General features: G+C 68.0%; 18 protein-coding genes. All 18 read right to left on the bottom strand.

What is annotated here, in order from left to right:
* Positions 1-24: 24 nt before the first annotated feature.
* Positions 25-471, bottom strand: coding sequence for a DUF2550 domain-containing protein (locus ACGFNK_RS10890; protein WP_344388707.1), 447 nt, complete (start codon positions 469-471; stop codon positions 25-27).
* Between the two features lie 129 nt (positions 472-600).
* On the bottom strand, positions 601-975 hold the full coding sequence (locus tag ACGFNK_RS10885; protein ID WP_393414118.1) for a F0F1 ATP synthase subunit epsilon: 375 nt from the start codon (positions 973-975) through the stop codon (positions 601-603).
* Between the two features lie 126 nt (positions 976-1,101).
* Entirely contained in the window at positions 1,102-2,538 is a 1,437-nt protein-coding gene (atpD, locus tag ACGFNK_RS10880) for a F0F1 ATP synthase subunit beta (RefSeq protein ID WP_393414115.1), read from the bottom strand.
* Positions 2,538-3,455, bottom strand: a complete 918-nt coding sequence (locus ACGFNK_RS10875; RefSeq protein WP_393414112.1) for a F0F1 ATP synthase subunit gamma — start codon at positions 3,453-3,455, stop codon at positions 2,538-2,540. The genes atpD and ACGFNK_RS10875 overlap by 1 nt, the downstream gene beginning before the upstream one ends.
* A 20-nt stretch (positions 3,456-3,475) precedes the next feature.
* A complete protein-coding gene (gene atpA, locus ACGFNK_RS10870; RefSeq protein WP_033323862.1) occupies positions 3,476-5,068 on the bottom strand; it encodes a F0F1 ATP synthase subunit alpha in 1,593 nt (530 codons plus the stop codon).
* Positions 5,069-5,215: 147 nt separating this feature from the next.
* A complete protein-coding gene (locus ACGFNK_RS10865) occupies positions 5,216-6,031 on the bottom strand; it encodes a F0F1 ATP synthase subunit delta (RefSeq protein WP_393414108.1) in 816 nt (271 codons plus the stop codon).
* On the bottom strand, positions 6,028-6,576 hold the full coding sequence (locus ACGFNK_RS10860; RefSeq protein ID WP_393414105.1) for a F0F1 ATP synthase subunit B: 549 nt from the start codon (positions 6,574-6,576) through the stop codon (positions 6,028-6,030). Before ACGFNK_RS10860 ends, ACGFNK_RS10865 begins: the two co-directional genes overlap by 4 nt.
* Before the next feature lie 44 nt (positions 6,577-6,620).
* Positions 6,621-6,851: an ATP synthase F0 subunit C gene (gene atpE, locus ACGFNK_RS10855; protein ID WP_165265056.1), complete on the bottom strand. Its 231-nt coding sequence runs from the start codon at positions 6,849-6,851 to the stop codon at positions 6,621-6,623.
* Between the two features lie 75 nt (positions 6,852-6,926).
* Positions 6,927-7,697 carry a F0F1 ATP synthase subunit A gene (atpB, locus tag ACGFNK_RS10850; RefSeq protein ID WP_393414425.1) on the bottom strand — a complete coding sequence of 257 codons (771 nt, stop codon included), beginning with the start codon at positions 7,695-7,697 and terminating at the stop codon, positions 6,927-6,929.
* A gap of 273 nt (positions 7,698-7,970) precedes the next feature.
* On the bottom strand, positions 7,971-8,408 hold the full coding sequence (locus tag ACGFNK_RS10845; protein WP_386354019.1) for a hypothetical protein: 438 nt from the start codon (positions 8,406-8,408) through the stop codon (positions 7,971-7,973).
* Between the two features lie 258 nt (positions 8,409-8,666).
* Positions 8,667-10,064 carry an MraY family glycosyltransferase gene (locus tag ACGFNK_RS10840; RefSeq protein WP_393414101.1) on the bottom strand — a complete coding sequence of 466 codons (1,398 nt, stop codon included), beginning with the start codon at positions 10,062-10,064 and terminating at the stop codon, positions 8,667-8,669.
* 129 nt (positions 10,065-10,193) lie between these two features.
* Entirely contained in the window at positions 10,194-11,444 is a 1,251-nt protein-coding gene (gene glyA / locus ACGFNK_RS10835; RefSeq protein WP_393414098.1) for a serine hydroxymethyltransferase, read from the bottom strand.
* A gap of 123 nt (positions 11,445-11,567) precedes the next feature.
* Positions 11,568-12,239: a protein-tyrosine-phosphatase gene (locus tag ACGFNK_RS10830; protein ID WP_386354013.1), complete on the bottom strand. Its 672-nt coding sequence runs from the start codon at positions 12,237-12,239 to the stop codon at positions 11,568-11,570.
* Complete coding sequence (locus tag ACGFNK_RS10825) at positions 12,236-12,883, bottom strand: L-threonylcarbamoyladenylate synthase (RefSeq protein ID WP_386354011.1); 648 nt, start codon at positions 12,881-12,883, stop codon at positions 12,236-12,238. The genes ACGFNK_RS10830 and ACGFNK_RS10825 overlap by 4 nt, the downstream gene beginning before the upstream one ends.
* A gap of 80 nt (positions 12,884-12,963) precedes the next feature.
* Positions 12,964-13,803 carry a peptide chain release factor N(5)-glutamine methyltransferase gene (gene prmC, locus ACGFNK_RS10820; protein WP_393414094.1) on the bottom strand — a complete coding sequence of 280 codons (840 nt, stop codon included), beginning with the start codon at positions 13,801-13,803 and terminating at the stop codon, positions 12,964-12,966.
* A gap of 100 nt (positions 13,804-13,903) precedes the next feature.
* Positions 13,904-14,980 (bottom strand): peptide chain release factor 1, encoded by a 1,077-nt coding sequence (gene prfA, locus ACGFNK_RS10815; RefSeq protein WP_386354098.1) that lies wholly within the window; start codon positions 14,978-14,980, stop codon positions 13,904-13,906.
* Between the two features lie 102 nt (positions 14,981-15,082).
* Complete coding sequence (rpmE, locus tag ACGFNK_RS10810; RefSeq protein WP_165265070.1) at positions 15,083-15,304, bottom strand: 50S ribosomal protein L31; 222 nt, start codon at positions 15,302-15,304, stop codon at positions 15,083-15,085.
* 188 nt (positions 15,305-15,492) lie between these two features.
* Complete coding sequence (locus ACGFNK_RS10805; RefSeq protein ID WP_393414090.1) at positions 15,493-16,629, bottom strand: LCP family protein; 1,137 nt, start codon at positions 16,627-16,629, stop codon at positions 15,493-15,495.
* Positions 16,630-16,829: the final 200 nt, after the last annotated feature.

The raw sequence follows: 16,829 nt of genomic DNA, 5'->3' as shown, positions 1-16,829 counted from the left end.
ACCCCCATTCAACGAGACAGCTTTTTAAGCCACATTGACTCGTTGCCCCGGAGGGGCCGCCTCCAGCCATGCCAGGAACCCGGTCAGCGCGTCCTCGCTCATAGCCAGCTCAAGCCGCGTACCCCGGTGGAGACAGGCGAGCACAATCGCGTCGGAGAGCAGCGCCAGCTCCTCCTCGCCCTCGGGGGCGCGGCGGCCGGCCACCTCGATCGCCGAGCGTTCCAGGATGCGGCGCGGACGGGGAGCGTACGAGAAGACGCGGAACCATTCGATGCGGTCGCCGCTGTAGCGGGCGATGCCGTAGCCCCAGCCTTTGCCGCTGGTGTCGCTTTTCTCGGGCGTATTCCAGCGGAGGCTGCAGTCGAAGGTGCCGCCGGAGCGCTGGATCAGTCTGCGGCGCACGCCGAAGACGAAGAGTCCGGCCGCCGCCAGCAGGACTACCAAGCCGCACACAGTCAGAGCGAGGACCATCGACACCGACCTCCTCGTCTCCTAGGTAACGGAAAAGGAAAAAGCACCCGCATTGCCGCAGCCGCGGCCCGGTCCGGAGAAGGCTCCGGTCCTGGCCGCGGCTGAGTCAAGTCCTGTGGCGCGCTGGTTTCAGCGTGCCGCCACCGCTCGCAGTCGGACGTCCGCGCGACGCTCGGCGAACGCGTCGCCCTCCGCCTTCGCGCGCTCCAGCTCCCGCTCCGCGCTCTGGACATCGATCTCGTCCGCCAGCTCGGCGATCTCGGCCAGCAGCGACAGCTTGTTGTCGGCGAACGAGATGAAACCGCCATGCACCGCCGCGACGACCGTTCCACCATCACTCGTACGGATGGTCACCGGGCCCGATTCCAGCACACCGAGCAGCGGCTGGTGACCGGGCATGACGCCGATGTCGCCGGACGTGGTGCGCGCGACGACCAGGGTGGCCTCGCCGGACCAGACACTGCGGTCCGCGGCGACGAGCTCGACATGCAGCTCAGCAGCCAAGGTGGGCTCCTCGGGTCACCACCCGGTGATTGGTACCGGGTGTTGGGTCAAAGTCTAGTAGGCGTACGAAGGAGGGCGGGACGCACCCCGTAAGGGCGGCCCCGCCCCCCTTCATGAACTCGAGGTTCAGGAGACGCCGAGCTCCTTGGCCTTGGCCTTGAGGTCCTCCAGGCCACCGCACATGAAGAACGCCTGCTCCGGGAAGTGGTCGTACTCACCGTCGCAGATCGAGTTGAACGCGGCGATCGACTCGTCGAGCGGCACGTCCGAACCGTCCAGGCCGGTGAACTGCTTGGCGGCGTGGGTGTTCTGCGACAGGAAGCGCTCCACGCGACGGGCACGGTGGACGACGAGCTTGTCCTCTTCGCCGAGCTCGTCGATACCGAGGATCGCGATGATGTCCTGGAGGTCCTTGTTCTTCTGCAGGATCGTCTTGACGCGCATGGCGCAGTCGTAGTGCTCCTGCGAGATGTAACGCGGGTCCAGGATGCGGGACGTGGAGTCCAGCGGGTCCACGGCCGGGTAGATGCCCTTCTCCGAGATCGGACGGGAGAGCACCGTCGTCGCGTCGAGGTGGGCGAAGGTCGTGGCCGGAGCCGGGTCGGTCAGGTCGTCCGCGGGGACGTAGATCGCCTGCATCGAGGTGATCGAGTGACCACGGGTCGAGGTGATGCGCTCCTGCAGCTGACCCATCTCGTCCGCGAGGTTGGGCTGGTAGCCCACCGCGGACGGCATGCGGCCGAGCAGGGTCGACACCTCGGAACCGGCCTGGGTGAAGCGGAAGATGTTGTCGATGAAGAACAGCACGTCCTGCTTCTGCACATCGCGGAAGTACTCCGCCATGGTCAGACCGGCCAGGGCCACGCGCAGACGGGTGCCCGGGGGCTCGTCCATCTGACCGAAGACCAGCGCGGTCTTGTCCAGCACGCCGGACTCGGTCATCTCGTCGATGAGGTCGTTGCCCTCACGGGTGCGCTCACCGACGCCGGCGAACACGGAAACGCCCTCGTGCAGCTTGGCCACACGCATGATCATTTCCTGGATCAGCACGGTCTTGCCGACACCGGCACCACCGAACAGACCGATCTTGCCGCCTCGCACGTACGGGGTGAGAAGGTCGACGACCTTCAGGCCCGTCTCGAACATCTCGGTCTTCGACTCGAGCTGGTCGAAGGCCGGGGCCTTGCGGTGGATCGGCCAGCGCTCGCCCTCGAAGGCGTCGTCGGAGTTCAGCACCTCACCGAGGGTGTTGAACACCTTGCCCTTGGTGAAGTCGCCGACCGGGACGGTGATACCCGTGCCGGTGTCGGTGACCGAGGCCTGGCGGACCAGACCGTCGGTGGGCTGCATGGAGATCGTACGGACCAGTCCGTCACCCAGGTGCTGGGCGACCTCCAGGGTCAGGATCTTCTTCTTGCCGGCCTCGGCCGGGTCCGCCACCTCGACGTGAAGGGCGTTGTAGATCTCCGGCATCGCGTCGACGGGGAACTCCACGTCGACGACCGGGCCGATCACCCGGGCGACGCGGCCCGTGGCAACGGCCGTCTCAACTGTCGTCGTCATTACTTGTCACTCCCCGCGGTCGCGTCGGCCAGGGCGCTGGCGCCACCGACGATCTCGCTGATTTCCTGGGTGATGTCGGCCTGGCGGGCCGCGTTGGCAAGCCGGGTGAGGTTCTCGATGAGATCCCCGGCGTTGTCGGTCGCCGACTTCATCGCGCGGCGCGTGGCGGCGTGCTTGGAGGCAGCCGACTGGAGCAGCGCGTTGTAGATACGGCTCTCGACGTAGCGCGGCAGCAGGGCGTCGAGGACGTCCTCCGCCGACGGCTCGAAGTCGTACAGCGGAAGGATCTCGCCCTTGGTGTGCGACTCCTCCGCCACCTCTTCGAGGCTGAGCGGCAGCAGACGGCTGTCGACCGCCGTCTGCGTCATCATCGAGACGAACTCGGTGTAGACGATGTGGAGTTCGTCCACGCCGCCGTCCGCCGTCTCCTTCTCGATGGCCTCGATCAACGGGGCCGCGACCTTCTTGGCGTCCCCGTACGAGGGCGCGTCGGTGAAGCCGGTCCACTGCTCCGAGATCTTGCGCTCACGGAAGTTGTAGTGGGCGACTCCGCGGCGGCCGACGATGTAGATGTCGACCTCCTTGCCCTCGCGCTCGAGACGGCCGGTCAGCTGCTCCGCCGCCTTGATGGCGTTGGAGTTGAAGGCGCCGGCCAAGCCGCGGTCGCTCGTGAGGAGCAGTACCGCGGCGCGGGTCGGGTTCTCCGCCTCCGTGGTCAGCGGGTGCTTGGTGTTCGAGCCGGTGCCGACCGCCGTGACCGCGCGCGTGAGCTCGGTCGCGTACGGCGTGGAGGCCGCCACCTTGCGCTGCGCCTTGACGACGCGCGAGGCGGCGATCATCTCCATCGCCTTGGTGATCTTCTTGGTCGCGGTGACGGATTTGATGCGACGCTTGTAGACCCGGAGCTGGGCTCCCATGAGTCAGGTCCCTTCCGTCGTCACTTGCCCGCAGCGGCAGGGGTGTCCTCGCCGAGCAGCTTGCCGTCCGAGGTCTCGAACTGCTTCTTGAACTCCGCGACGGCGTCACTCATGGCCGTGATCGTGTCGTCCGACATCTTGCCGCCCTCCTTGATGGAGGTGAGCAGGCCCTGCTCCTTGCGGTGCAGGTACTCCAGCAGCTCCTTCTCGAAGCGGCGGATGTCGGCGACCGGCACCTCGTCCATCCTGCCGGTGGTGCCGGCCCAGATGGAGACGACCTGGTCCTCGGTGGCCATCGGCTGGTACTGCGGCTGCTTGAGCAGCTCGACCATGCGCTGACCGCGCTCCAGCTGCGCCTTCGACGCGGAGTCCAGGTCGGAACCGAAGGCGGCGAAGGCCTCCAGCTCACGGAACTGGGCGAGGTCGACGCGGAGCCGGCCGGAGACCTGGCGGATCGCCCTGTGCTGGGCGGAGCCACCGACTCGGGAGACGGAGATACCGACGTTCAGCGCTGGGCGCTGACCGGCGTTGAACAGGTCCGACTCCAGGAAGCACTGGCCGTCGGTGATGGAGATGACGTTGGTCGGGATGAACGCCGAGACGTCGTTGGCCTTCGTCTCGACGATCGGCAGACCGGTCATCGAGCCCGAGCCCATGTCGTCGGAGAGCTTCGCGCAGCGCTCCAGCAGACGGGAGTGCAGGTAGAAGACGTCACCGGGGTAGGCCTCGCGCCCCGGCGGACGGCGGAGCAGCAGGGACACGGCGCGGTAGGCGTCGGCCTGCTTCGAGAGGTCGTCGAAGACGATGAGGACGTGCTTGCCCTCGTACATCCACTGCTGGCCGATTGCCGAACCGGTGTACGGCGCAAGGTACTTGAAGCCGGCCGGGTCGGACGCCGGGGCGGCGACGATGGTCGTGTACTCCAGGGCGCCGGCCTCTTCGAGGGCACCACGCACGGAGGCGATGGTCGAGCCCTTCTGACCGATGGCGACGTAGATGCAGCGGACCTGCTTCTTCGGGTCGCCCGTGCGCCAGTTGTCGCGCTGGTTGATGATCGTGTCGACGGCCAGCGCGGTCTTGCCGGTCTGCCGGTCACCGATGATCAGCTGACGCTGGCCACGGCCGATCGGGGTCATCGTGTCGACGGCCTTGTAGCCGGTCTCCATCGGCTCGTGCACCGACTTACGGACCATGACGCCCGGAGCCTGCAGCTCCAGGGCGCGGCGGCCTGACGTCTCGATCTCGCCGAGGCCGTCGATCGGGGCGCCGAGCGGGTCGACGACGCGGCCGAGGTAGCCCTCGCCCACGGCGACCGACAGCACCTCGCCGGTACGGCTGACCGGCTGGCCCTCCTCGATGCCGTTGAACTCACCGAGGACAACGCAGCCGATCTCGCGCTCTTCGAGGTTGAGCGCGAGGCCGAGGGTGCCGTCCTCGAACTTCAGCAGTTCGTTGGCCATGGCCGAGGGCAGGCCCTCGACCTTCGCGATGCCGTCGCCGGCAAGGGTGACCGTACCGACCTCCTCGCGCGAGGCCGCGTCCGGCTTGTACGCCTGGACAAAGTTCTCCAGCGCGTCCCGGATCTCCTCCGGCCGGATCGTGAGCTCCGCCATCTGGGTTCCCTGCTCTCCTTGTTGGGCCCGAAGTTTCAACTTGGGGGTCTGGGGGCGACCCCCAGGAATCCTCTGCACGGCCCAACCAGGGCCGTAGTACTGCCTGTCTTCGTACGTGCGTGTATTGGTACGTGTATTGAGTTGCTGTCAGCCCGCCATGCGGCGAGTGGCGTCCTCGAGCCGGTCCGCGATGGAGCCGTTGATGACCTCGTCACCCACCTGCACCCGGATCCCTCCGACGACCTCGGGGTCGACATCGAGATTGAGGTGCATCGGACGCCCGTAGAGCTTCGCGAGGGCGGCACCCAGGCGCCGCTTCTGCGGGTCGCTCAGCGGGACCGCCGAGGTGACGACGGCGACCATGCGGTCTCGGCGCTCGGCAGCGAGCTTGGACAGGGACTCGAGTCCCGCCTCCAGGCTACGTCCCCGCGGCGCGGTCACAAGGCGCGTGACCAACCGCTCGGTTCCGGTCTTGGCCCGGCCGCCGAGGAGGCTGCGCAGCAGCTCGGTCTTGGCGGCGGTGCCGGCGGCGCGGTTCGTCAGCGCGGCACGCAGCTCGGTGCTGGAGGAGACGATCCGGCCGAACCGGAACAGCTCGTCCTCCACCTCGTCGAGCGTGCCCGCCTGCTGGGCCGCGGTGAGGTCGGCCGTGTTGGCCAGCTCCTCGATCGCGTCCACCAGGTCGCGGGGCTGCGACCAGCGGGAGCGCACCATGCCGGACACCAGGTCGACGGTGGTCTCGCCGACCTGGCCGCCGAACAGCCGGCCGGCCAGCTCGGCCTTGGCCTCGCCGGGCTGCGCCGGGTCGGTGAGGACCCGACGCAGGCTGACCTCGCGGTCGAGCAGCGCCGTGACGGCGGCCAGTTCGTCGGCGAGCGCGACCGCGTCCACGGACGTGTTGTCCGTCAGCGCGTCGAGACGCTCACGTGCGGCAGCCAGGGCTTCGCGGCTCGCTCCGTTCATCGAGCCGCCTCGGCCTTCTCCTCGAGCTCGTCGAGGAAGCGGTCGACGGTGCGGCTCTGCCGGGCGTGGTCCTCGAGGGACTCACCGACGAGCTTGCCGGCCAGGTCGGTGGCGAGCTTGCCCACGTCCTGACGCAGCGCGGAGGCTGCGGCCTTGCGGTCGGCCTCGATCTGCGTGTGACCGGCGGCGATGATTTCCTCACGCTGCCGCTGGCCTTCCGCACGCATCTCGGCGATGAGCGTGGCGCCCTGCTCCTGCGCCTCCTGGCGCAGCCGCGCGGCCTCGTGCCGGGCCTCGGCGAGCTGAGCCTTGTACTGCTCCAGCACGCTCTGGGCCTCGGTCTTCATGGCGTCGGCCTCTTCGATGCCGCCTTCGATCGCCGCGCGGCGCTCTTCCAGAACCTTGTTGATGTTCGGGAGGAGCTTCTTCCAGAAGAAGAAGAACACGATGGCGAAGGCGATGGTGCCGACGAGCAGCTCGGGACCGGGCGGGACAAGCGGGTTCTGCTTCTCCTCGGCCGCCAGCTGTACCAGGTTGGCGATCACGTCAGTGCCTTTCGTTGAAAGGTTTCGATCGTCAGAGCGTCGGCCTAGTAGACGAACGGCATGACGATGCCGATGAGGGCAAGCGCCTCACAGAACGCGAAACCGAGGATCTGGTTGGCACGGATCAGGCCGGCCGCCTCGGGCTGGCGGGCGAGGGCCTGAGTGCCGTTGCCGAAGATGATGCCGACGCCGACGCCGGGGCCGATGGCGGCAAGGCCGTAGCCGACGGCACCGATGTTGCCTTCAAGGGCGGCGAGGGTCTCCATGGCAGCCATGCTGATTCTTCCTTCTCTTTCATGAACCGGCGGGGGTTGGCCACCGGACGTTCTTGGGACTTGCGGGGCGGGAGCTCAGTGGTGCTCGGCGAGAGCGCCCTGGATGTACGTGCAGGCGAGGAGGACAAAGACGTACGCCTGGACGGCCTGCACGAAAAGCTCGAAACCGATCATGGCGACGGTCATCACGAAGGAGACACCGGCCGCCGGGATCATCCAGCTGTTCAGCAGGTACCACGAGGCCACGGTGAACATGACCAGCATCAGGTGACCGGCGAACATGTTGGCGAAGAGTCGCACCGCGTGCGTGAAGGGGCGGACCAGCAGGTTCGAGAAGAACTCGATGAACATCACGAGCGGGAGGACCGGGCCCAGCGACTTGTCGTAGCCGGTGACGTTCTTGAAGAAGCCGACGAAGCCGTGGCGCTTGAACGTCAGCGAGACCCAGATGATCCAGACGATGGCGGCCAACACCATCGGGAACGCGATGATCGACGAGACCGGGAACTGAGCCAGCGGGATCACGGACCAGATGTTCATGATCCAGATGAAGAAGAACAGCGAGACCATGAAGGGGACGTACTTCTCGCCCTCCTTCTTACCGAGGGTCTCGTACACGATGCTGCGGCGGACGAAGTCGTACCCGGCCTCGCCGACCATCTGCAGCTTGCCCGGAACCACCTTGGCGTTGCCGAAGGCCGCGTAGAAGAAACTGATGACGAGCCCCGTGGTGATGAGGGCGAGCAGCATCACCTTGTTGAACTCGAACCCGCCGACCTCGGCGATCGGCTTGAAGAGGAACGAGTGCAGGCCCGGAGCCGGGAAGCCGCAGCCGTTGTCGGACATGATCCGACAGCTCCAGTCAAAGGCGAGCTGGGTCTGGTCAGCACTCACCACGGGCTCCTTCGGCGTGACGCATAGGTACGGCAACCTCGTTGTGTCGGCGCGGCGCGCAGCCGCGGTTCGGCACTGGACAGGTGTTACGGATGTGGGGGCGGCTGTGGGGCATTGAGCCTCGCGCTAGAGCAGGCGTCAGCTCGGATGCCCGCGCCCGCGATGCCGCAGTTGGCACCGGACGATAGCAGGATCTCTTACGTGCACTTATCCCGGCCCTACCCCTCACGACGAGTGGCCCGTCTTTTCGGGCTTGTCGCCCTTCGAGGAGTCGGGTTCGACGTAGAGGATCTTGGCCTTCATCTGGGCAAGGGCCTGGCAACCGATCCACGCGAGCGTGGCGGCGACCAGCGTGAACGCGAAGGCCTTGGGGTGGAACAGCGTCGTGTCTTTGAACGCGGCGACGAACATGAACAGCAGCAGAATCTGTGCCGTATAGAGCATCAGACCCATCGCCTGGAAAAGGTGCGGAAGCGATTTGGCAGTTCGCTGCAGAACGTAGAGCCCGAGCCCCATGAAGAGGATCACGACCAGCGTCGCGACGACCGCCCCGACCGCTCCCTTGCCCCCGGCGACCACACCACTGACGACGGCGGCAATCGCGCCGACGGCAGCCGTGGGCACGGCGGCCTGAAGGAGAATCCGGGCGTCATTGGACGGCATGGCGGCAGCTCCGCTTGCTAAGGGGGCAGGGTGTCGTCATGGACGAGCGTAGTCCCGGGTGGGGAGGGAACCTCACGCCAATGGGCCGTCGCACTGCGGCCCTTCGGCTCATCCCCGAGTCTCGTGAACCGTATCACAAACTATTTGATGAGGTCTTTACCTGGTTGGTGTGCTCGGCGTCACACATGAGAGTGAACCCGCCCGTCTGTGCGCGCACTCCGCCGAGTTTGTCTGGTATAGGGGCGGTTTGCGAAATCGTCAGTGAGACGAGCCGGCCTTGCGTCCGTCGAGAACGCGCGGACGACGGCCGACAGCCGTCGCTCCGTTGACCCCCGAGACGCCCGCGGTGACCGGAGCGCGATGTTCCTCGCCAGTCTCACTGGGCTCGGTGGCCTCACTGAGCGCGCCGGGCACACCACCTGAGGCACCCGCGTACGCGACCGCAGGCGACCCCTCCACGGCTTCCACGGTCTCCCCGGCGACCTGGCCCCGGCGCCGGTAACGCGGCGGCACAAAGCGCTCGGCCCAGGCCGGTGTACGCGGCGTGAAGCGCGGCAGCAGAAGCAGCACCAGGCCCACCGCGCTGAGGAACACGATGCCGAGCACGATCCACATGGATGCCGAGTTCACCGAGTACGCGAGGGCGCCGAAGGCGATCAGGGCCGACCAGAAGTACATGATGAGCACGGCCCGGCTGTGCGAGTGCCCGATCTCCAGCAGGCGGTGGTGCAGATGCCCGCGGTCGGCGGCGAACGGGGACTGGCCGCGCCAGGTGCGGCGCACGATGGCGAGCACCAGGTCGGCCGCCGGTACGGCGATGATCGTCAGCGGCAGCAGCAGCGGGATGTAGACCGGCACCGTCTGGTGCACGGCCTCCTTCTCGGACCCGGCGAACAGGTTCATCGCGTCCGGGTCGACCTGCCCGGTGATGGAGATGGCGCCGGCCGCGAGCACCAGACCGATGAGCATCGAGCCCGAGTCGCCCATGAAGATCCGGGCGGGGTGCATGTTGTGCGGCAGGAAGCCGATGCACATGCCCATGAGGATCGCGGAGAAGAGGGTCGCGGGGGCCGCGGACTCGAGCCCGTACCCGTACCAGATGCGGTAGGCGTACATGAAGAACGCCGCGGAGGCGATGCAGACCATGCCCGCGGCGAGGCCGTCGAGGCCGTCGACGAAGTTCACGGCGTTGATGGTGACGACGACGAGCGCGACGGTCAGCAGCGTGCCCTGCCCCTGGGTCAGCGAGACCGAGCCGACGCCCGGCACCGGCAGCCACAGAATCGTCAGGCCCTGCATCACCATGACACCGGCGGCGATCATCTGGCCGCCGAGCTTGATCAGGGCGTCGATCTCGAACTTGTCGTCCAGGACACCGATCAGCCAGATCAGCGCGGCCCCGGAGAGCAGGGCGCGCGGCTCGTTGGAGTTCTCGAAGACCTCGCTGAGGTTGGTCAGATGGTCGGCGACCAGCAGGCCCGCGCACAGCCCGAAGAACATCGCGATACCCCCGAGCCGGGGCGTGGGTTCCCGGTGCACGTCGCGCGCACGGATCCCAGGCATGGCTCCTGCCACGATCGCGAACTTCCGCACCGGCCCGGTCAGCAGGTACGTCACCGCGGCCGTGATGCAGAGCGTCAGGAGGTATTCACGCACAGGCTTCCCCACAGGTCTCGCTGGCCATCTCAGCCCCACACCCTAGCTTTCGGCGCATACGGTTGGGGACTTCCGGGTAGAGCCGATGGTTACACGCGTGGCTGTGTACGGGTTCGCGCATACCCGGCTCTAGCCGGGATACGGCGGAAATCTTCCGGTCAGGTCCCGCACTTCTTCACGCACCAGGCGGCCGGCCGGTTCCTCGTGCAGTGCCTGGCCGAGCAGTACGGCGATCCGGGCCATCTCCGCCTCGCCCATGCCCTGGGTGGTGACGGCGGCCGTGCCCAGACGCAGTCCGCGCACGTCAGGGTGAGGCAGCGCACAGGTGTCGAGCACCAGACCGGCGGCGGCCAGCCGGCCGCGGGCGGTGCGGGCGTCCACGCCGAACGGGGCGGGGTCGAGGGTCAGCAGGTGAGTGTCGGTGCCGCCCGTGGTGACAGTGAGGCCCTCGGCGGTCAGCCCCGCCGCGAGCGCCTGGGCGTTGGCGACGACCTGATGCGCGTACGCCGCGAAGGCCTGCGTCGCCGCCTCGCCGAACGCGACGGCCTTGGCGGCGATGGTGTGCATCTGGGCGCCGCCCTGGGTGAACGGGAACACCGCCCGGTCCACCCGCTCGGCCAACTCCGCGCCGCACAGCAGCATGCCGCCGCGCGGGCCGCGCAGCACCTTGTGCGTGGTGGCGCAGACGACGTCGGCGTACGGCACGGGACTGGGCGCCGCTCCCCCGGCGACGAGGCCGATGGGGTGGGCGGCGTCGGCGATGAGATAGGCGCCCACCTCATCCGCTACGGCCCTGAAGACCTCGTAGTCGATGTGCCGCGGGTACGAGATGGAGCCGCACACGATGGCTTTCGGGCGGTGGCTGCGGGCGAGCGCGTGCACCTGCTCGTAGTCGATGAGCCCGCTCTCCGGGTCGACGCCGTAGCCGACGAAGTCGAACCAGCGGCCGGAGAAGTTGGCGGGCGAGCCGTGGGTGAGGTGGCCGCCGTGCGGGAGGCCCAGTGCGAGGACGGTGTCGCCGGGGCGCAGCAGGGCGGCGTATGCGGCGAGTACGGCCGAACTCCCGGAGTGGGACTGCACGTTGGCGTGTTCGGCGCCGAAGAGGGCCTTGGCGCGCTCGACGGCGAGGCGTTCGGCCACGTCGACGAGTTCGCATCCGCCGTGGTGCCGGGCGCCGGGGTATCCCTCGGCGTACTTGTTCGCGAGCGGTGAGCCGAGAGCGGCCAGCACGGCGGGCGAGGTGAAGTTCTCGGCGGCGATCAGCTGAAGCGTCGTCGACTGCCGGTCCAGTTCCCCGATGAGGAGCTCGGCCAGCTCGGGATCCTGCCGACCGAGCACATCGGCAGGCAGCAGGCCGTCAAGCGTATGTGTGACCACCATGGTGGACTCCGGACCGGCAACCCCCTGCGGGGCGGCCTGAGATCGGCGGAAACTAAGTCCAATGTAGAACCAGGTCCGCTACTGCGCCCGCTGTTACGCCCGAGTCGGTGCACCCATCGGCGATCAGGTGCGGGCCGGTACGCCCGTCAGCGCCGTCACCACCGGATCGATGGCCTGCTGGATCTCGTCCCCCACCGAGCGGAAGAACGGCAACGGCGCCCCGTACGGGTCGTACACCTCGTCCGCCTCCACCGTCGGGGCCAGCAGCCACCCGCGTAGAGCTGCCGCAGCGCGGACCAGGGCCCTTGCGCGCGCGACCACCCCGTCCTCCAGGGGAGGCAGGGTCGCGGGGTCTATGGCCTTCACCAGGCGGGTGAACTCCTTGAGCGTGAAGGTGCGCAGGCCCGCCGAGTGGCCCATGGAGATGACCTGGGCCCGGTGGTCGCGGGTGGCCGTCAGGACCAGGTCCGCTCTGATGACGTGTTCGTCCAGCAGCTCCCGGCCCACGAAGCCGGAGGCGTCCGCGCCGAAGTCGGCGAGGACCGCTTCCGCGTTGGCCTCCATGGGGGCGCCCTCATGACCCCAGGTGCCGGCGCTCTCCACGATCAGGCCGCCCCACAGCGGATCGCCGAGGCGGTCCGCCAGGGCATGGCGGGTCAGCCGCTCGGTGATCGGCGAGCGGCATACGTTGCCGGTGCTGACGTGGAGGATGCGGAAGGTGTCCCGGGGTAGCCCTGTGAAGGTCCCCGTCTCGTCCCCGTTGCCTATGCCACGCCCCGCGTCAGGGGCCGTCAATTCGCCACCTCGAGGTCGGGTACCACCTTGCGCAGCTCCTCGGCCGACAGTGCGCCCGCGCGCAGCAGCACCGGCACCTTGCCCGTGACGTCGACGATCGAGGAGGGGACGTTGCCGGGGGTGGGCCCGCCGTCCAGGTAGACCGAGACGGAGTCGCCGAGCATCTCCTGCGCGGCGTCACAGTCCTCGGGTGCCGGGTGTCCCGTGAGGTTCGCCGACGACACCGCCATCGGACCGACCTCCGTCAGCAGCTCGATGGCGACCGGGTGCAGCGGCATGCGCACGGCGACGGTGCCCCGGGTGTCCCCCAAGTCCCACTGGAGGGACGGCTGGTGCTTGGCCACCAGGGTCAGCGCGCCCGGCCAGAACGCGTCGACGAGCTCCCACGCCATCTCGGAGAAGTCGGTGACCAGGCCGTGCAGCGTGTTCGGGGAGCCGATGAGGACAGGCGTGGGCATATTGCGCCCACGGCCCTTGGCCTCCAGCAGATCGGACACGGCCTCCGAGCTGAACGCGTCGGCGCCGATGCCGTACACGGTGTCGGTGGGCAGCACCACGAGCTCGCCCCGGCGTACGGCGGACGCTGCCTCGCGCAGACCCGTGGAGCGGTCGGTCGCGTCGTTGGTGTCGTATCGCCGTGCCATTTAGCGAGCCTCCTCGTACACGTACTGCTGGCTTGAAGTCTTCGAACAAGGCGTGCCGAACGCAATGCCGCGCGCCGAGTTCACGGCATCGCCCTGCGGGCCGTCGCGAACCGCGGCCGGTTGTTGAGGTCGGGGTGGTCGGCGGCGTCGGCCCAGCCCCGCTCCTCGGTGAAGATCCACGGCACCTGCCCGCCCTGGGTGTCGGCGTGCTCGACGACGACGATGCCTCCGGGCCGCAGCAGCCGGTGTGCGGTGCGTTCAAGGCCGCGGATGAGGTCGAGCCCGTCCTCGCCCGAGAACAGGGCGAGTTGAGGATCGTAGTCCCGGGCCTCGGGCTGTACGTACTCCCATTCGGTGAGCGGGATGTACGGCGGGTTGGAGATGACGAGGTCCACCTGGCCGTCGAGGTCGGGAAAGGCGTACCGGGCGTCTCCCTGGCGCAGCTCGACCCTGGACCCCTCGACGTTCTTGCGGGCCCACTGGAGCGCGTCCTCGGACAGCTCCACGGCGTGCACGCGGGAGCGCGGCACCTCCTGCGCCAGGGCGAGCGCGATCGCCCCGGAACCCGTGCACAGGTCGACGACGAGCGGTTCGACGACGTCCATCGCGCGTACGGCGTCTATCGCCCAGCCGACGACGGACTCGGTCTCCGGGCGCGGTACGAACACCCCTGGCCCGACCTGGAGTTCCGTGTAACGGAAGAAGGCCCGTCCGGTGATGTGCTGGAGCGGCTCGCGGGCCTCGCGGCGGGCGATGACCTCCCAGTAGCGGGCGTCGAAGTCGGCGTCCTTGACCGAGTGCAGTTCGCCCCGCTTCACGCCGTGCACGAAGGCGGCGAGCTCCTCCGCGTCATTGCGTGGCGAGGGCACGCCGGCATCGGCGAGCCGCTGGGTGGCCTGGGCCACTTCCGCGAGCAGCACGCTGCGGGGATTCGGGGGTCGCCCCCCAAAATGTTGCTGCACGCTGGTCCTCCGGGGCTGAGCTGTTGTCTTGTCGCTGTTTTCGCGGCGCTGCGCGTCTTTACGCGGCGGCGAGCTTCGCGGCCGAGTCCGCGTCCACGCACGCCTGGATCACGGCGTCGAGGTCACCGTCGAGCACCTGGTCCAAGTTGTACGCCTTGAAGCCGACGCGGTGGTCCGAGATGCGGTTCTCCGGATAGTTGTACGTTCGGATCTTCTCGGAGCGGTCGACGGTACGGACCTGGCTGCGCCGGGCGTCGGCCGCCTCCTTCTCCGCTTCCTCCTGCGCCGCCGCGAGAAGCCTGGAGCGCAGGATACGCATCGCCTGCTCCTTGTTCTGCAACTGGCTCTTCTCGTTCTGGCAGGAGGCGACGACTCCGGTGGGAATGTGCGTGATGCGCACTGCGGAGTCGGTGGTGTTGACGGACTGGCCGCCGGGGCCGGACGACCGGTAGACGTCGATCCGCAGGTCGTTCGCGTTGATCTCGACGTCGATCTCCTCGGCCTCCGGGGTCACGAGGACACCGGCCGCGGAGGTGTGGATCCGGCCCTGGGACTCGGTGGCGGGCACGCGCTGCACCCGGTGCACCCCGCCCTCGTACTTCAGCCGGGCCCAGACGCCCTGACCGGGCTCGGTGGCGCCCTGGCCGCCCTTCGTCTTCACCGCCACCTGGACGTCCTTGTAGCCGCCGAGCTCGGACTCGGTGACGTCGATGATCTCGGTCTTCCAGCCGATGCGCTCCGCGTACCGCAGGTACATGCGCAGCAGGTCGCCCGCGAACAGCGCGGACTCGTCGCCTCCGGCGCCGGCCTTGATCTCGAGGATGACGTCCTTGTCGTCGCTGGGGTCGCGCGGGACGAGCAGCAGCCGCAGCCTCTCGGTGAGCTCCTCGCGGTGCTTCTCCAGCTCCTTGACCTCGGCCGCGAACTCCGGGTCGTCGGCGCCCAGTTCACGGGCCGTCTCGATGTCGTCGCCGGTCTGCTTCCAGGAGCGGTACGTCGCGATGATCGGGGTCAGCTCGTGGTAGCGCTTGTTCAGCCTGCGCGCGTTCGCCTGGTCCGCGTGCACCGACGGGTCGGCGAGCTTCTTCTCAAGATCGGCGTGCTCGCCGATCAGTTCCTCGACCGCCTCGAACATCTCCGGCTCCAATGACGTACGAAATTTAAGGGGCTGCACCATGCAAAGCGCCGGTCCCGAAGCCCCCTTGCGGGGACAACGAGGACCGGCGCTGTGAGGTCGCTACTTCTTGGCAGCGGCAGCCTTGCCGAAGCGGGCCTCGAAGCGGGCCACACGGCCACCGGTGTCGAGGATCTTCTGCTTGCCCGTGTAGAACGGGTGGCACTCGGAGCAGACCTCAGCGCGGACGGAACCGCTCTGGATCGTGCTGCGGGTGGTGAACGACGCGCCGCAGGTGCAGCTGACCTGCGTCTCGACGTACTCGGGGTGGATGTCGCGCTTCAAGGTGTCTCCTAGTTTCGGGAGGGCACCGGGTCGCTGCCGCGGGCTGCGGAGCGTGAACCGGGGCCGACGTACCAGTCTGCCATCGACTGGCGTCATCCCCCAAAACAGGGGGGCGGGGTCGTGTATTCCCCGCGGGCCCGTCGTGGCTGGTCGGTCGCTCCCCCACTCACAGATACGCCCCGCGCCGCTTACGGGGCGCCTACGACGCCCTTCGCACTGCCCGTTGCCGTGCCCTCTGTGGCCGTCTTCGGGATGGGGCGGTCGTTCTTCAGGGCTTTCCACACCAGGTCGGACTTGGACTTGACCATGAGGACTCGGTTGCCGTCGGCCGGGTCGTACTGGACCGGCATCGTCACCATCGTCATGTTCGAGGAGCCGATGCCCTTGAGTCCGTTGGCGAACGAGGCCAGATCCTTGGGCGAGTCGAGGTCGGAGTCGGTCGTGACGGCGTTCGTCGCGGTGTCGGCGAGGTCCCACAGCTGCTTCGGGCTGGTCAGTACGCCGATGTTCTTGACCTGCTCGACCAGTGCCTTGATGAACGCCTGCTGAAGCTGGATGCGGCCGAGGTCGGAGCCGTCGCCGACGCCGTGCCGGGTGCGGACCAGGCCGAGGGCCTGCTTGCCGGTGAGCTGATGGGTGCCGGCCTTGAGGTCCAGGTGACTCTCGGGGTCGGATATGTCCTCGTTCGTGGTGACATTGACGCCGCCGAGTTCGTCGATGAGTTTCTGGAAGCCGCTGAAGTCGACCTCTATGTAGTGGTCCATGCGGATGCCGGTCATCGACTCGACGGTCTTCACCGCACAGGCGGCGCCGCCGGTGGAGTACGCGGAGTTGAACATCGCGCTCGACGAGCCCTCGTGGCTCTTGCCCTCGGTGTCGGTGCACTCGGGCCGCTTTATGAGGGTGTCGCGGGGTATGGAGACCACGCTTGCCTTCTTGTGGCCCTGGTAGACGTGCACGATCATCGCCGTGTCCGCGCGGGCCGAACCGTCGTCGACGCCGCCGCCCAGCTTCTTGTTGCTGCCGGAGCGGGTGTCGGAGCCGAGTACGAGGATGTCCTGCGAGCCGTTGTCGACGTCCAGGGGCCGGTCGGTGCCGAGGGCCTGGTTGATGTCGACGCTGTCGAGGTTGTTGTTGAGCCGGAAGTACACGTAGCCGAGTCCGGTGCCGCCCAGGATCACGACGCCCGCCGCAGCCCACGCCGTGACCAGAAGGGCCTTGCTGCGTGTGCGCGGCTTGCGGCGGCGGCCCTTGGCGCGGCGCCGTGCGCCGGTGGAGCCGGAGGCTTCCGGGTTGCCGGAATCGGGCGTGCTCTCGGCAGTCATGTGCTCCTCAGTCCTCGTCCGGTCGGTTACCCCCTGTGTGCAGGGTCAGGCATGGCACGTCAGGCATGACTGGTATGTCAGGACCCGTCACGTCAGACGTTGAAACCGAAAAAAGGGTTGCACAACGCACTGTGATCGCCCTGTGGGCGAATGTGAGCAATCAGTGACGCACGAGAGGCGAAATCCGCCCGCTCACCTGC

It is taken from the genome of Streptomyces sp. NPDC048825 (genome assembly GCF_043198355.1).
Taxonomy (GTDB): Bacteria; Actinomycetota; Actinomycetes; order Streptomycetales; family Streptomycetaceae; genus Streptomyces; species Streptomyces xiangluensis.
The sequence above is the reverse complement of the archived record's forward strand: the minus strand, read 5'-3'. Positions and strand labels throughout refer to the sequence as shown.

What these genes read in the sequence shown, in the direction of transcription:
- ACGFNK_RS10890 (WP_344388707.1), bottom strand. Translation starts at nt 471, where the DNA reads ATGGTCCTCGCTCTGACTGTGTGCGGCTTGGTAGTCCTGCTGGCGGCG.
- atpD (WP_393414115.1), bottom strand. Translation starts at nt 2,538, where the DNA reads ATGACGACGACAGTTGAGACGGCCGTTGCCACGGGCCGCGTCGCCCGG.
- ACGFNK_RS10875 (WP_393414112.1), bottom strand. Translation starts at nt 3,455, where the DNA reads ATGGGAGCCCAGCTCCGGGTCTACAAGCGTCGCATCAAATCCGTCACC.
- atpA (WP_033323862.1), bottom strand. Translation starts at nt 5,068, where the DNA reads ATGGCGGAGCTCACGATCCGGCCGGAGGAGATCCGGGACGCGCTGGAG.
- ACGFNK_RS10865 (WP_393414108.1), bottom strand. Translation starts at nt 6,031, where the DNA reads ATGAACGGAGCGAGCCGCGAAGCCCTGGCTGCCGCACGTGAGCGTCTC.
- atpE (WP_165265056.1), bottom strand. Translation starts at nt 6,851, where the DNA reads ATGGCTGCCATGGAGACCCTCGCCGCCCTTGAAGGCAACATCGGTGCC.
- atpB (WP_393414425.1), bottom strand. Translation starts at nt 7,697, where the DNA reads ATGTCCGACAACGGCTGCGGCTTCCCGGCTCCGGGCCTGCACTCGTTC.
- ACGFNK_RS10845 (WP_386354019.1), bottom strand. Translation starts at nt 8,408, where the DNA reads ATGCCGTCCAATGACGCCCGGATTCTCCTTCAGGCCGCCGTGCCCACG.
- glyA (WP_393414098.1), bottom strand. Translation starts at nt 11,444, where the DNA reads ATGGTGGTCACACATACGCTTGACGGCCTGCTGCCTGCCGATGTGCTC.
- ACGFNK_RS10825 (WP_386354011.1), bottom strand. Translation starts at nt 12,883, where the DNA reads ATGGCACGGCGATACGACACCAACGACGCGACCGACCGCTCCACGGGT.
- prfA (WP_386354098.1), bottom strand. Translation starts at nt 14,980, where the DNA reads ATGTTCGAGGCGGTCGAGGAACTGATCGGCGAGCACGCCGATCTTGAG.
- ACGFNK_RS10805 (WP_393414090.1), bottom strand. Translation starts at nt 16,629, where the DNA reads ATGACTGCCGAGAGCACGCCCGATTCCGGCAACCCGGAAGCCTCCGGC.